This window comes from Williamwhitmania taraxaci, assembly GCF_900096565.1.
Classification (GTDB): Bacteria; Bacteroidota; Bacteroidia; order Bacteroidales; family Williamwhitmaniaceae; genus Williamwhitmania; species Williamwhitmania taraxaci.
The window spans coordinates 1-14,093 of sequence record NZ_FMYP01000083.1; the positions used below are offsets into that span (position 1 = coordinate 1).

The following is a 14,093-nucleotide window of genomic DNA, read 5'->3' on the forward strand; positions in this document are numbered from 1 at the left end:
CTCGGCGCATTCGCCGCCGCATAAAACCAGCATGAGGTAGGATCGAAACAAATCACTGTAGGAATACTGTGCCTTAACTCCCCGAATGCCAAGCGTTTGGTCTATGGTGTCGTAAATAGAGGCCTCCCGGATAATTTTGTCTGCAAAATTTATTCCGCCAAAAGAGTTGATGGTGTCGCTAGAATATGTAATTTTCATCCGCTACGATGTTTTCACCTAAGTAGGTGAAAATATTTTAATCGGGAAAGCCTTGTGATGATTATTATTACAGGGGTTCCCGATTATTTTATGCTTTTATGTTGCGGATATAAGGTTAAAGGAGAATGATATTTTGTTTATAGATAACTCCCATCGAATTCTTCCAAATTCCGATTCCATGGTGTTTTATCTTGAGGTATTACCTTTTGTGCCTAAGGGGGTGATTGTGCATATTCATGATGTTTACTTGCCTTACGATTACCCTCAATTTATGTGCGACAGATTTTATTCAGAACAGTATGGTTTAGCCATGTTCTTATTGGCTAATCCAGATCGTTATAAACCCTTACTTCCCAATTTCTTTGTCAGCGAGGATGCTGATCTAAGCTCCATTGTGACTCCAATTTGGAATATTCCATCCTTAAAAACTGTAGAGCGACATGGTGGCTCTTTTTGGATTCGTGTGCGATAATCGTGGGTTTGTAAGTGGTAACCTATGATCTTAGGAATATTACTCTAATTTAATCAGCATAGTATTGATTTGCGAGAATTTATAGCCTTTAATATAAGGTATTTATGATTCTTCTGGGCCAACTCTAGGCGCGGGATATCTTCGCATGAATATTTTCAATGCTTTTTCTTTTCGGAAGTTGTTCGCCCGGTTAATTGTTTTCTTCCAGTAGTTGCACTGTAGTTAAATGCTACCTTAATGCATGATCTCGACAGCCAGGTTGTTTTGCCAAAAAAGAGTGAAAAACCCTATTTTCAAAACGGAACGTTCCGTTTGGTGAAACGGAACGCCCCGATTTTAAAAAGGACCGCCCCTATTTGGGAAAAGGACCGCCCCTTTTGGTGAAACGGAACGCCCCGATTTTAAAACGGAACGCCCCGTTTGGCATTTGGCAAGAATTCTTCGCTTCTTGTCGCAAATAACTATCTTTGCTTATCCCAATATTACTATCCATGAGCGTTACAGAAAACCTAAGTAGCATAGTAAAAACCATTCCGGCTCACGTGCAGCTGGTGGCCATTTCAAAAACGAAACCGGTTGAAGTTGTAATGGAGGTATACCAAGCAGGTCAGCGGGTGTTTGGCGAGAATAAAGTGCAGGAGATGGTGGCCAAGCAGGAGTCCATGCCCAAGGATATTCAGTGGCATATGGTGGGGCACCTGCAATCCAATAAGGTGAAGTATATTGCCCCGTTTGTGAGCCTGATACATTCCGTAGACAGTCAAAAGTTATTGGAGGCGATAGATAAGGAGGCAGGTAAAGCACAGCGTGTTATCGACTGCCTGCTGCAAGTTCATATAGCCCAAGAGGAGACCAAGTTTGGATTCAACCGAGAAGAACTCTTGACATTGGTGAGTTCCGGAACCCTTGCTCGTTTCCCTAATATTAGGGTGGTAGGACTGATGGGCATGGCCTCGTTTACCGACGATGAAGTTCAGGTTAGGCGCGAATTTCATGGGTTGCACCTCCTTTTTGTCGAGATGCAAACGGTGTTTGGGGCGCATTTTACTCAACTGTCAATGGGAATGTCGGGCGATTATCTACTTGCCATTGAGGAGGGAAGCACCATGGTTCGCGTGGGTAGTTCCATTTTTGGCGAAAGAAATTACAACAAATAGTATCGCCTATTCTGAATTTATTTAGATATTTATAAAAAATAACAAACTATGCACAGCTTAGAAACAACCTACATTGGCCTGACACTCAAGAATCCTATTGTTGTGAGCAGTTCAGGCTTAACCTCCAGTGTTAGTAAAATCGTGGCAATGGAGCAGGCGGGTGCCGGTGCGGTGGTGCTCAAATCGCTCTTCGAGGAGCAGATTCTTCAGGAGGCTGGCAGTCTCGAAATTTCGCACGATTACCCCGAAGCGTCCGATTATATTCGTGCTTACACCAAGGCAAACTCAGTAGGGGAGTATCTTTCGCTTATAAAGGAGGCAAAGGCAAAGGTATCTATTCCGGTAATTGCAAGCATTAACTGCTTCTCCTCTTCCGAGTGGATTGGTTTTGCACGCCAGATTGAGGCGGCTGGGGCCGATGCACTTGAGGTAAATGTGTTCTTTTTACCTGTAGATAACAATAAGCCCGGCTCTTTTTACGAGCAGACCTACCTCGAACTTGCCGAAAAACTACGTAGTGCAATCAAGATTCCCATTGTGTTTAAATTGGGTAATCACTTTACCAATGTGCTTTGGATTATCCGTGAACTCTACTTTCGGAAGATCAACGGTGTGGTATTGTTCAATCGGTTTTACGAGCCAGATATCGATATTAATAAGATCAAAATGGTGTCGTCGGAGGTGTTTAGCCATGCATCCGACCTTCGCTCCTCGCTTCGATGGGTAGCACTTTCGGCCAATAAAGTCCCCAACATGAGCATCGCAGCGTCTACTGGAATTCATACGGGCGAGGCCGTTATCAAGATGCTACTTGCCGGGGCTTCGGCGACGCAAGTTTGCTCTGCCGTATATAAAGGAGGTCCGGGAGCTATTACCAAAATGGTTGAAATTCTCGGTAAGTGGATGGACGAACAGGGTTATAAAACCATCGACGAGTTCCGAGGGAAATTGTCTTATGCAAATATCTCCGACCCAGCTGCGTATGAGCGCTCCCAGTTTATGCGCTACTTTTCGAATATGGAGTAGTTGAAAAGCAAAAAAAAGTTCCGATCCTTATTAAAGATCGGAACTTTTTTATATACGCGGTTATGTCAGGGGAGTCTTTTTTGATTTCTATTAATCTACATCCATTTTTGCCTCGAGCAGGGTTAGCAAATCCGTCATTAGGAGTTGTTTCTTGTCTTCGAACGATGGTAAGTGTTGCTTTATGTCCGAGATTGCAGCCTTCGTGTGGTTCGAGTCAACCTTTTCGCAGCACTCTTCCACGAGGCTTAGCACGTCCAGCACAAGCATCATCTCTCCAGCAATTGCCAATTCGATATACCGATTGAAGTAGGGGCTGAAATCCAGCCGGCTCTGCCAACTGGCCGAGATCAACTCTTGCTGTATGCTGTGGTTGGTGCAAGCAAAGGTGAAGTTGGCAACGATGGCTGCGGCTCCCGGTATCTTGATATCTGCGATGAGGCTCAATATTTTGCTTTTTACCGGTAACGAGGGGGTTGTGGTGAGGTGCTCCATAATTGCGCCTAAGCTGGCGAGGCTGCCTTCTTCTCGCAGCCCTTCGAGATTGGTTAGTATCTCTTCCTCTGTGCCCGAAAAGAGGTGTGTGGTGCTACTGGAGGTTATTTCTTGGTCCTGATTCATGTTTTTTTTGCAAAACTAGGAATAATTTTCTTATTCCTGTAAGCCATTATCTCGCCGATATTGTTTTGTATTCTTTGAATATTTTAGCACTTATTTTTCTTTTATTCTCGGTTGTTAATGAAAAATGGGCAGAAATAAGCGAGAGGTTAGGCAGGGAATAAAAAAAACGTTAACTTTACTAGGCAAAAAAATATACTGCGTTTTACATTTAAGCCAGAACGATATGATTCTTAACGTCGAAGGGTTTCGTTGGTTAAAAGTTCCGCTCATCTTTGCTATCGCTGTTTCAACTTTCGCTTGCTCTTCCGATAAGGGAGCCAGTGAGGTAGCGGTTAGTATTGATTCTTTAGTGAGTGAGAATGGTGCCCTACAAAAAGGGCTTACTACGGCCAAGCAAATATTCTATTCGCTGCCATCTCCGCTGGAAACAGCCTTGATACTCAAACGATCGGGTGCAGCCTACAATGAAGAGTTACTCAACAAGGTAGATAATGTTTCGAAGTACACAACCAACCGAAGCATGGCGCTTAATCTTGGTATTTATAGCACCGACTTGAGTTATGCTAGTCTGTTTGATCAGACTCAAGCTACTATAAAATACATGTCGGCATCTAAGAAAATGGCCGAAGGTCTCGGTATCCTTAATGCTATTGATGAAAATATTATTCAGAGGTTGGAGGAGAATGTGAATAACCGGGATATCATCATGGAAATAATTTCGGAGACGTTTCTAAATACCAACTCCATTCTTGAGGAGGACGATAGGGCTGCTACAGGTGCCATTATTCTTGTTGGTGGGTGGATTGAGGGGCTATACTTAGCCACTCAACTCGTAACCGATGTAAAGCATACCGATTCGGAACTAGTGCAGCGCATTATTGATCAAAAGCTCTCACTCGTTACTGTGGTTAGCCTTATGGAGCAATATAAGTCAAATCCTGACGTTCAAGTAGTTCTTAGTGATGTAAGGGCGCTTAAAGCGGTTTTTGATGAGATCGAAATTTCCATATCGGATGTTGAAATTATCCCTGGAAAAGACGGTGCTCCTGCTACCTTAAAATCAAAGAACGTAGTATCCGTTAAGCCTGATTCTTTCAGCAAACTTAAAGGTACCGTTAGTCAGATTAGAACCAAGTATATAAAGTAATTTATTCCTGTCATGAAAAGATTTTGGATAATAGCCTTCCCGCTGGTCTTTCTTCTGGCCCCACAACTTGGTTTTGCACAATGCAAAAATTTTGCAAAGAAGGTGTGTAAGTCGGAGTTGGCGCCCTACCTTCACGATGGGAACTATAATGCTGCCATCCTTACCGAAGGAGAAGATGCCGAGTTGTTTAAAACATTTTACGCAGGGCAGGAGTATCGTATTGCTGTCTGCGCATCAAGTGCCCTTCCTGTTGTAGAGTTTGTGTTGATGGATACCCAGCGCAACGTATTATACAACAATAAGAATAACAAATATTCGGTCTTTTACGACTTTAAGGCTGAAACTACCCAGATGCTTATAATCTCTGTAAAAGTAACTTCAAAAACTACTGCTGCGGCCGATGAACTTGTTAGCGGTTGTGTTGCTATTATGTTCGGATTAAAAATGCCGAAGTAGTTTCTGTTGTGCTCCCATATTTTATTTAAAAGCAGGCGGTTTGCCTGCTTTTATATTTTTGGTAGGGCTATCTTTTTCATGACCGAGATTAATCGGATACCTATAATTAGTAACATGCAAGCCACCATTGCAACGGTGTTGTTGACACCTAAGTGTATCCCGACTAAGTAGATTGTTCCTCCTGCAAGACACGCAGTGGCGTAGATCTCCTTACGGAATATTAGCGGAACTTCATTGCAAAGGATGTCGCGCACAACACCGCCAAAAACAGCCGAAACAATTCCCATCATAAGGGCTACTCCTGGTGAGAGGCCCTGAGCGAGCGCTTTCTGGATTCCGATAAGGGTAAATATCCCTATACCAATGGTGTCGAAAAGGAAAAGTGTCTTGCGAAGCTTTAAAAGTATGGTAGAAAAGAATGCTGCCACGCCCACTCCGGCGATCACAGCCACAAGGTATTTAGCATCGAGCATCCATCCAACTGGGGCTACACCAATGAGCAAGTCCCTAATAGTTCCACCCCCAAGGGCAGTGGCAAAGGCTACAACGAGAGCACCAAAAATATCAAATTCCCGATTTCGTGCTACTAAACTTCCGCTAATAGCAAATACAAAGGTTCCAAGAAGATCTAGTATCGTAATTATTGTCATTACATCTATGGTTGTGAATGTCTATTTTAGCGATTCTAAGTGAACTAAAATATGTTGATAAAGATAAAACCATCCAATTTAACTGCGAAGATATCAAACACTTTGCTCTTTTTTTGCGTGCATTGATCAAATAAGGTGAATTATAGTTTTTTTTTTGGCATATTAACACTCAACTGTAAATAATAAGCTACATTTGTAGCGGAAAAATTTGAGATTAAGTTATTGTCCTTTTAATTCGTTCTTCTCGATCTCTTTTAACCTTGATTGCTTTAGTTGAAGATATGACTCATAAAGTAAGTAATCAACTTAAAACTCAAATTAGAATCTTTAGTATCAATTATTTATTTCTTAGTAGATGAACATTTTTGTTGCAAATTTGAGTTTCAGAGTTGAGAACGACGACCTGAATAAATTATTCGAAGAGTATGGCGAGGTAGCTTCCGCCAAGGTAATCACCGATAAGTTTTCTGGCAGAAGCAGAGGCTTTGGTTTTGTTGAAATGAACGACGAAACTCAAGCTACAAAGGCTATCGAGGAACTTAATGGTGTTGAACTAGATGGCAAGGTAATTGCTGTTTCAGTTGCAAGAGCAAGAGAAGACAGACCACAAGGCGAAAGAAGACCATTCTCGGGTGGTGGCGATCGTGGTGGTGACCGTGGTGGCGAAAGAAGATTCGGCAACAGCGGTGGCGGTAGCTCATACGGCGACAGAAAACCTAAAAGATACTAGTCGTATCTTTCGACAATAAATATAAAAGTCCGGCTATGTGCCGGACTTTTTCATTGGTATGATCTTCGTCTCCATTCGATTATTGTGCATTTTATAGCAAAAAGGCAGCAGCCTTGCTGAATACCTCTTCAAAGGCACGGTTGATGGCTGGATGCCATTCCGGCTTTGCATCGTGGGGAAATGGTATTTCGTGCGTGTAACTATAGGGGAAATCTAGTTCCTCATACCTTATCTTTCCTATGTGCTGCTCCATGCACATGGCTGCTTTTATGCCACTGGGCGGAATCACACAATCTTTTGTAAGGGATACAATATACAGCCTCTTGCTAACCTTTTCGAAGGCATCGTAGCGCATTTGGTTGTTTTTGTCGCTTGAAATCATTGAGAAGAAAGCCTCTCCTAAGGCATTGCTCCGAAGAAACTTTCCTAGAGGAGTCTCTTTCTTTATTTCTTCGGGAACTTCGTTTATGTAGAACTCTCGGATACTTTCGAAGGCATCGCTGTTTAGGATATGTTTAGAAACGCCATGCATGTCGCAAAAGAGGGCACCACCACAAAACAGAAAGAACCTACTTCGCTCAAATAGGTGATTCGGATTGGCAATCATTAGTATTTGCGACAGGAAAGCACCTATGGAGTAAGCGAAAAAATCCGTTGTGGTTTCCTTCTCGAAGTTGGCAATTTCACCCTCTTTTAGTTGGGTGGCTAGTTTTATGATGTCAAGAGCACTTTGCTGTCCCGAAGTAAAAAACCGTAGCGGATCGTCGATTAGCCTCATGCTAAGAGCATAGTTTAGGTAGGTTGTGAAATCGCTAAGCTCATGTTGCTGGTGCTCGGTCTCCTTCATTTGTGAGAATACTGTACGTGGGTTTGTCCAGATTTCTGGAGCTCTATTCATGTGAAACGAGATAGGGAAGAGGATGACCGGAACATCATTCTTTTGGCAGAGGAAGTGAGCCCAAGTCCAATACTTCTGCCAGGAGTGCTCGTTGAGGCCATGCAGAAGTAGGATGGCACGTTTATAGGTTTTCCCCTTTGCCGGGAGGAATATAGGATATGAGAACTCTTGATTTTCTTCCACTAAACTATCTGCAAAACGACCTAATGAGTGACACAACGGTTCTTTTGTGCTGCAAGGAATCGTCATTGATTCCTTCGAGGAGGTGAATTGTCTCCATTCTACAGTGATTTTAGAATCGGGCAAGGTCGAAGAGGTGTTTTTCTCAATGGAGAGGGAGTTCAGTTGGGTAAATAGTTGCAAGTAGTTCATGGCTTTTCATTGGTGGTTGTTGTAAAGTAACGGTACCCGCGAAGCAAATGCAATTTAAAGGGTTCGGAACGTGCAATTGGGGGTGTAAATGTAAATTTAGGGGTGGAATATGCTATTGTGGGGCGAAATTTTAACGATATTTGTAGAGAGTAGAGCCTCTTTAAGAATATTGATGATCAAGAATAGTTTTCCTATAGTTTGAAGCGACAGTGCTATGGTTGATTTTCAGAAGCCAATACCAAATTACCTTAACGAGAAGCGAAATATTACGCGATTAATTGTATTCACGGCGGCCTTCGCACTTCTTTTCATTAATTTCTATGCACCTTTTGGGGTTGAACTCAAATATAACGTTACTCGTTTGGGGTTGCTCTTTTACTCCAGCCTTATTATACTTACGGGTGTATTGGTAGTTGTGGTTAGCAGGGTGGTGATGTTCCATTGGTCCAAGCGTAATCCGATAAGCCACATTCAGTATATTCTTTGGGCTTTTGCTGAGGTGTTCTTTATGGGACTTTTTTATACAATTTACGAGAAGGTTTTCTTGAATGATGAGCGCTTAATTGAGGATGTTTTTAAGGTTTCTGTGCAAAATACCGCCATGGTTCTACTCATTCCATATTCTGTTCTGTGGCTTTACTTCTCATGGAAGGATAAAAAAAACTTGCTCGATCATTTGACAAGCAAAAAAACTGTCTTCGATACAGTTAAAAGCATGATACCTTTTTACGATGAGAGGGGAGAGTTACGTCTTTCCGTTAAGTTGGAAAACCTCATATTTATTGAGTCTTCTGATAATTATGTTACTATTTGCTACCTCAATAAGGATAAAGTATCGCGCTACCTACTTCGCAACTCACTCAAGCATATGGAGGAGTTGTTCTGTAATTCTTCGGTGATCCGTTGTCACCGATCGTATATGGTAAACTTCGATAAGGTAAAGGTAATGCGAAAGGAGAAGGAGGGGCTTATCCTTGAACTCGACCTGCCGGTTTCGCTCGATCTCCCAGTTTCGAAAACCTACATTGAATCGGTAATGAAAACCTTCTCTAAATTTTGCTAGGCGATTCGTCTTTTTTCATCTTAGTCAGTCGATTTTACTTTGTTTCTTGAGTGAAAGTTCTAGCGGTAAAATCCAAATAGTATTCTTTCGTTTTGAGTATTTAAGCTTATTTTAACACTAAGTATCTGTTTCGTTATCTTCTACTTTGTCATGACTCATGGTAATGACCAATTACATGATAGTATAGCTGTTGCGCGGCTATGTTAATTTTACGTTGGAAGCATTTGTAGACGGTTGTGAGTATTATTACTGCTGTAGCATAGTCTGTTGCATCGATTTTGTGCATGCTGGAATAAAAAGCCTACATTGCGCATGAATTTAATACCCTGCGGATGCCTAACTTTCGTGCTCACACATTTCACATTCCGGTAATGGGAATTGGCTATACCATTGATACGCCTATCAAGGTAGCACCTTACGGAATATCATCTGTAATATCCCTAGTGGATGATATGCTCATGGAAACCATGAGAGAGTTTTACAGTAAAAACATGAATCTTTCATATACCGCCATCTCTTCAAAGACGTATGATGCCCGTGCCAAGCGGATAACTGAATACCTGAACATGGTCGACAAGATTGTTCGTGATAAGGTGGCTGAGATGAAGCTGTCGTATCAGGAAAAGGAGGGTGAACTGCAAAAGTATTTTGACATGCTGCCCGATCTCTCTTCGTTAAAAGCGGACATGAAAAAGGCATTTCAGAATAGCCGTGTAGTGAAAGATTTCAATGCATGGTCGAAAGGTGATCTTGTGGTTGGATCCATTGACGTTAATATAATGACCAAGTTAGATAAAGAGAACTACAGCGACGGCGTTAAGCAAACGGACGAGTTCAATGATGCTCACGCTGCTCTTCGAGGTTTTGCCAATAGCACACTTTGTTCTTCCCTAGTTTTCTCTGCGGGAATGAATCCAAAACTCTACGGCTATCTTGAGCAATTCAATGATTTTTATCCTGACGAAACAGGTGCTTTTCGTAAGAAAATAACCTTAAAGGTAAGCGATTTCCGTTCTGCTCTAATTCAAGGGAAATTTCTTGCAAAAAAAGGACTCTGGGTTTCGGAGTATAGGGTAGAGTCGGGGCTCAACTGCGGAGGACATGCCTTTGCCTCCGATGGAAGTTTAATGGGGCCTATTCTCGAAGAGTTTAAGAATTCTCGAGAGGATCTTATTCACTCTACTTTTGAACTCTATGCAAAGGCTTTAACCGAAAAGGGCAAGTTTGCCCCCTCTACACCTCCAGAAATCCGTTTTACAGCACAAGGGGGCGTTGGCACTGCCGATGAGCACGAGTTTTTACTTAACCAGTATCATCTTGATTCTGTTGGCTGGGGAACTCCATTCCTTTTGGTTCCAGAAGCAGTAAGCATCGACAATGGAACCATGGAGCAACTTTGTCAAGCTACTGAAGATGATCTTTACCTCAGCAATATTTCTCCTTTAGGTGTTCCCTTCAACAGCCTTAGGGGGAATACCCAAGATTTGAAAAAAGCGGAACGCATTGCTCAGGGAGTTCCTGGTAGTAATTGCCATAAAAGATACTTAGCATTAAATCACGAATTTTCCGAAAAGGGAGGTTGTACCGCTTCTCGCGAATATCAGAAACAAAAGATAGAGCTGCTGAAAACTCAAAACTTAAGTGCGGAGGAGTATTCAAAGCAGGAGAGTGCTATCACTGATAAGTCCTGCATCTGTTCTGGGTTAGGGATATCGACACTATTGGTGAATAAAATCAATACCGCTCCGTTTGGTGATGGCGTTTCAGTATGCCCAGGACCAAACATGGCTTACTTTTCTAAGTCTGTGTCGCTTAAAAGCATGGTTGATCACATCTATGGACGTTGTGATATTATCGAGCGGAAAGACCGGCCTAGCATGTTTGTGAATGAACTTTCCATTTACATTGAGTATCTCAAAGGAAAAGTTGCCAACCTTCAGGTCGGTGCTCCTGAAAAGGAGATTAAGTCGCTGAATAGCGTAAAGAATAACTTGCTCAAGGGTATTGAATACTACCGCGATGTGTTAGCCAATACAAAGGAACGCATTCAGGTTTTTTCAACACAGATGATGAATGATCTTGATAAGCAGGAGAAGGAATTGAATGGAATTCTTTAACGCTTAATTATACTAATAAAGCGCGGGTCGAGAGTAATCTTGGTCCGCGCTTTTTCTATTTGGGCATTGGTTTTTCTGGCGATATTCGATGAGAGCAGGGTTTTTAGTATCCATTAGAAGATCTGTTCCATAGGCTTGTTTTAGAATATGGCTTGTTTTGGATTCGAATCGAGTTTTAATCATCCTTGTCTGTTTCGACTAACGGATACTCAAACGACTATATGGTTATTTTGTCTGTTTTTTTTCCTTGTTTATCGGATTTTTCTTCATTGGGAATTTTAATTAGCCTAATTTTGAACTAAATTATTATCTTTTCCATTGTATATCGCTATGAGTCGTTGTTTTGTATCCAGAGGTCTACTTCTTTTATCATTTATTTTCATCATCAACAGTGCTAAAGGACAGGTCGCATCCTTGAGCAAGCCTGAAAAAACTTTTGAAGAGGCTTGGTTCTTTGTGTATAATAACTACGCCTTCTTGAAGGAAAAGGGAATAAACTGGGATAAGAGCTACAGCCGTTTTCGCATTAAAGTAACTGCGAAGACCACAGACGATTCACTTTTCTCCTTTCTTTCGCAAATGCTAACTCCATTAAATGATGGACATGTGACATTGCGGGGAAATAACGAACGGAAGTTTTCGGCAAATCGTCCTTCGAGATTGGTGGAAGAATTCCACACCCCTGACTTACGTAAAAAGGTGTGGACAATGGTAGATTCGTCGCTTGCAGAGGCTGGCTTTGGTCCACTTCAGTATTTGGGGAGAGAGTACAATGGGAAGCCGTTGTTTACCTATACTACTAATGGAAAAATAGGTTATATGCGTTTTACTCGCTGTTTTTGGACCATGTGGAATATGAATAGTTTTGTAGTAAACAGTTACCTCAACACAATAATGTCGACCTTTGAGGGGATGGAGAGTGTCATAGTTGATGTCCGTTTCAATATAGGTGGTGAGGACAGATTTTCCTTTAATGTAGCTGGTCGATTTACCGATAAACGCATACTTGCGCTCGTTAAGCAAACCCGTATCGAGGGGATGCCGGCGTTTACCTATCCTGAAGAGCGGTATATTAAGCCAAAGGGGCGCAAACCTTTTTGCGGAAAAGTGGTGGTATTAACCAACGATAGAACTGCCAGTGCTGCTGATGTGTTTGCGCTAGCCATGCGCCAACTTCCTAATGTTACTATTGTGGGTGAACCAAGTGAGGGGATTTTCTCGGATATGTATTCTACACGGTTGCCCAATGGCTGGCATATTTCCCTTAGTAACCAGCGTTACTTTTCACCACACATGATTTCCTACGAAGGCGTTGGCGTTCCTGTTGATATAGTGGCAAAAAATTCAGTTGTTGATTTGGAGAGCAATTCTGATCCGGTATTAAAAAAAGCCTTAGAAGTTTTGCAGAAATAAGGTGCAACCTCTCTTTGTTTCTTGAAGTGATGAATAACTACTATAGTTCTATTCGAAATCTATGTGGTTATTGGCGTATTGATAGGCTTTTTTGTTGTTTTTTTCTTTAGTTTAACGTTAAATATTGCATTGGTTGGCATTGTGTCGCCGAGCAAGAACCCCAAGGGCTTTAATACTTCAATACGATCGCAAATTACTTTTACTATAGCGGTTAAGGGTATGGAAAGGAACATTCCTGAAAAGCCCCACAACGCGCCAAACGCAATAACTACGATAATAGACACAAGTGCATTGATCTTAACTTTTGAGGCGACTATTTTTGGGACAATGTAGTTGTTGTCTATCAGCTGAATTATGTAATAAATAATCAAGACATAAACCGCATACCAAGCAGACGTTTTTGTTACTATTGCGATCATCATGGGTAATGCCACCGCCACTAGTCCACCGATGTAGGGAATGATGTTGAGCAGCGCACCAATAATACCGAGCAGGATAGCGTAATCAATTCCAAGTATCAATAGACCAATGGAGTTTAGCGCAGCCATGATGACAGCTTCTATAAACAGACCGGAAAGATAGCCCTGAATTACCCTTTTTATCTTCGTAATTATTTCGCTCACCTCCTTGCGGTTGTCGGCACCAAATAGGGTTCGAAAGAATTCAATTAAAAGCGGCTCGTAAACAAGTATCATAAAGACGTAGACGGGGATTAGCATTAGTATCACCACCCCATTACCAACGCTTAGAAGCGTTTGTCCAATTACTGAACCGCTGGTGTTGATGAGCTCACTTTTTGTCTGCGAAACCCATGCCATTATTTTTCGTGGACTTACATCAAAATATCCGGAGGCCCATTGGTTTGTGTTGTTGAGTATCTCAGTAAATTTGTCGACCAGTATTGGCCACGACTGGCTAAACTGTCTTGCCTGCGAAAACAGTAACTGGCCAAAAGCGCCTATAACTATAACCGTAAGTACTAGCGAAAACGTTATTGCTACAATCCGATTGATTTTTTTTCGAACAAAAAAGTTTACAAGGGGGTGGAGTAGTATTGCAATGATAACTGCAAAAACGAGAGGAAGAATAATGCCCTGGGCAATGTATAGTATCGTTATAAAGAAATATAGACCAATCAGAAAGAGTGATGCCTTTGCATAAAAGGGAAGTTTGACTGTATCCATAATTTTATAAATAGTTTGAGTGTTTTCCTGTTCTGCTTAACTCTATCTGAATTGCATTGATGCTACAGATTATCCTTGTGTGGTAATCTGCCTTTTTTGAAAGTTCTTAATAGATAAACTCCATCGCTGAGATTCTGCAGCTACTTCTTACTGCATTTTATGATATTGGGTATTCTTGATTATTTGTCTACCGTAAGACTATTTTTATTGGTGTATAGATGCCCGCAAGAATACCCATCCCGATGGAATAAGCACAATGGTCTATACCTTGATATTTCGGTGATATTGTGCCACTTGTTTCGGTGATATTGTGCCACAAAAAAAGGATGATTTCGTGACCAAATTTATGAATTAATTTGAGTTTTTTTCATCTTGTTTTTTCTCATTGACTCTACTGTTAATTCAATGCGATGTGAAGAGTGAACCATGCGGTCTAGAATTGCATCGGCAATGGTTCCTTCGCCAATTGTTTCATGCCAGTTTTTTACTGGTATCTGTGCGGCAATGATAATAGAAGTCTTGTCATATTTCTGTTCAACGATATCCATTAGGGCATTTCTTGCAGGATCGTCAAAGGCTGTTAACCCAAAAT

15 protein-coding genes are annotated in these 14,093 nt (G+C 41.6%); 9 read left to right on the plus strand and 6 right to left on the minus strand.

Features of this window, described 5'->3' with window-relative positions; genetic code table 11:
• Positions 1-198, minus strand: a 198-nt coding sequence (locus BLS65_RS15430) for a hypothetical protein (RefSeq protein ID WP_394331464.1), incomplete at its 3' end; no start/stop codon positions are given.
• A 178-nt stretch (positions 199-376) separates the two neighbouring features.
• Between BLS65_RS15430 and BLS65_RS15435 the strand changes: the two genes are divergently transcribed.
• The 3 genes from BLS65_RS15435 (at position 377) to BLS65_RS15445 (ending at position 2,853) form a co-directional block, all read left to right on the plus strand.
• On the plus strand, positions 377-670 hold the full coding sequence (locus tag BLS65_RS15435) for a hypothetical protein (protein ID WP_125869905.1): 294 nt from the start codon (positions 377-379) through the stop codon (positions 668-670).
• Positions 671-1,161: 491 nt separating this feature from the next.
• Positions 1,162-1,827 (plus strand): YggS family pyridoxal phosphate-dependent enzyme, encoded by a 666-nt coding sequence (locus BLS65_RS15440; protein WP_092440609.1) that lies wholly within the window; start codon positions 1,162-1,164, stop codon positions 1,825-1,827.
• A gap of 48 nt (positions 1,828-1,875) precedes the next feature.
• The gene (locus tag BLS65_RS15445; RefSeq protein WP_092440611.1) at positions 1,876-2,853 is read left to right on the plus strand and encodes a dihydroorotate dehydrogenase-like protein; all 978 of its coding nucleotides are present in this window, start codon (positions 1,876-1,878) and stop codon (positions 2,851-2,853) included.
• Positions 2,854-2,943: 90 nt separating this feature from the next.
• Here the strand turns inward: BLS65_RS15445 and BLS65_RS15450 are convergent, their stop codons facing one another.
• Positions 2,944-3,471: a hypothetical protein gene (locus BLS65_RS15450; RefSeq protein ID WP_092440613.1), complete on the minus strand. Its 528-nt coding sequence runs from the start codon at positions 3,469-3,471 to the stop codon at positions 2,944-2,946.
• 223 nt (positions 3,472-3,694) lie between these two features.
• Between BLS65_RS15450 and BLS65_RS15455 the strand changes: the two genes are divergently transcribed.
• Positions 3,695-4,618 carry a hypothetical protein gene (locus tag BLS65_RS15455; RefSeq protein ID WP_125869906.1) on the plus strand — a complete coding sequence of 308 codons (924 nt, stop codon included), beginning with the start codon at positions 3,695-3,697 and terminating at the stop codon, positions 4,616-4,618.
• A 12-nt stretch (positions 4,619-4,630) separates the two neighbouring features.
• Positions 4,631-5,074, plus strand: coding sequence for a hypothetical protein (locus BLS65_RS15460; RefSeq protein WP_092440617.1), 444 nt, complete (start codon positions 4,631-4,633; stop codon positions 5,072-5,074).
• Between the two features lie 50 nt (positions 5,075-5,124).
• On the opposite strand, the gene BLS65_RS15465 is transcribed toward BLS65_RS15460, so the two are convergent.
• Positions 5,125-5,724: a trimeric intracellular cation channel family protein gene (locus tag BLS65_RS15465; protein WP_092440619.1), complete on the minus strand. Its 600-nt coding sequence runs from the start codon at positions 5,722-5,724 to the stop codon at positions 5,125-5,127.
• Positions 5,725-6,079: 355 nt separating this feature from the next.
• On the opposite strand from BLS65_RS15465, the gene BLS65_RS15470 reads away from it, so the two are divergent.
• Positions 6,080-6,454: an RNA recognition motif domain-containing protein gene (locus tag BLS65_RS15470; RefSeq protein ID WP_092440621.1), complete on the plus strand. Its 375-nt coding sequence runs from the start codon at positions 6,080-6,082 to the stop codon at positions 6,452-6,454.
• 91 nt (positions 6,455-6,545) lie between these two features.
• On the opposite strand, the gene BLS65_RS15475 is transcribed toward BLS65_RS15470, so the two are convergent.
• Positions 6,546-7,724 carry a DUF6051 family protein gene (locus tag BLS65_RS15475; RefSeq protein WP_092440623.1) on the minus strand — a complete coding sequence of 393 codons (1,179 nt, stop codon included), beginning with the start codon at positions 7,722-7,724 and terminating at the stop codon, positions 6,546-6,548.
• Positions 7,725-7,938: 214 nt separating this feature from the next.
• On the opposite strand from BLS65_RS15475, the gene BLS65_RS15480 reads away from it, so the two are divergent.
• The 3 genes from BLS65_RS15480 (at position 7,939) to BLS65_RS15490 (ending at position 12,317) form a co-directional block, all read left to right on the plus strand.
• Complete coding sequence (locus tag BLS65_RS15480; RefSeq protein WP_092440625.1) at positions 7,939-8,787, plus strand: LytR/AlgR family response regulator transcription factor; 849 nt, start codon at positions 7,939-7,941, stop codon at positions 8,785-8,787.
• 332 nt (positions 8,788-9,119) lie between these two features.
• Positions 9,120-10,904, plus strand: a complete 1,785-nt coding sequence (locus tag BLS65_RS15485) for a hypothetical protein (protein ID WP_092440627.1) — start codon at positions 9,120-9,122, stop codon at positions 10,902-10,904.
• A 330-nt stretch (positions 10,905-11,234) separates the two neighbouring features.
• Positions 11,235-12,317 (plus strand): S41 family peptidase, encoded by a 1,083-nt coding sequence (locus BLS65_RS15490; RefSeq protein ID WP_092440629.1) that lies wholly within the window; start codon positions 11,235-11,237, stop codon positions 12,315-12,317.
• Positions 12,318-12,376: 59 nt separating this feature from the next.
• Here the strand turns inward: BLS65_RS15490 and BLS65_RS15495 are convergent, their stop codons facing one another.
• Both BLS65_RS15495 and BLS65_RS15500 read right to left on the minus strand, forming a co-directional pair.
• On the minus strand, positions 12,377-13,501 hold the full coding sequence (locus BLS65_RS15495; protein ID WP_092440631.1) for an AI-2E family transporter: 1,125 nt from the start codon (positions 13,499-13,501) through the stop codon (positions 12,377-12,379).
• A gap of 344 nt (positions 13,502-13,845) precedes the next feature.
• Positions 13,846-14,093 (minus strand): ATP-binding protein (locus BLS65_RS15500; RefSeq protein ID WP_170830164.1); only part of this gene is annotated, 248 nt, incomplete at its 5' end.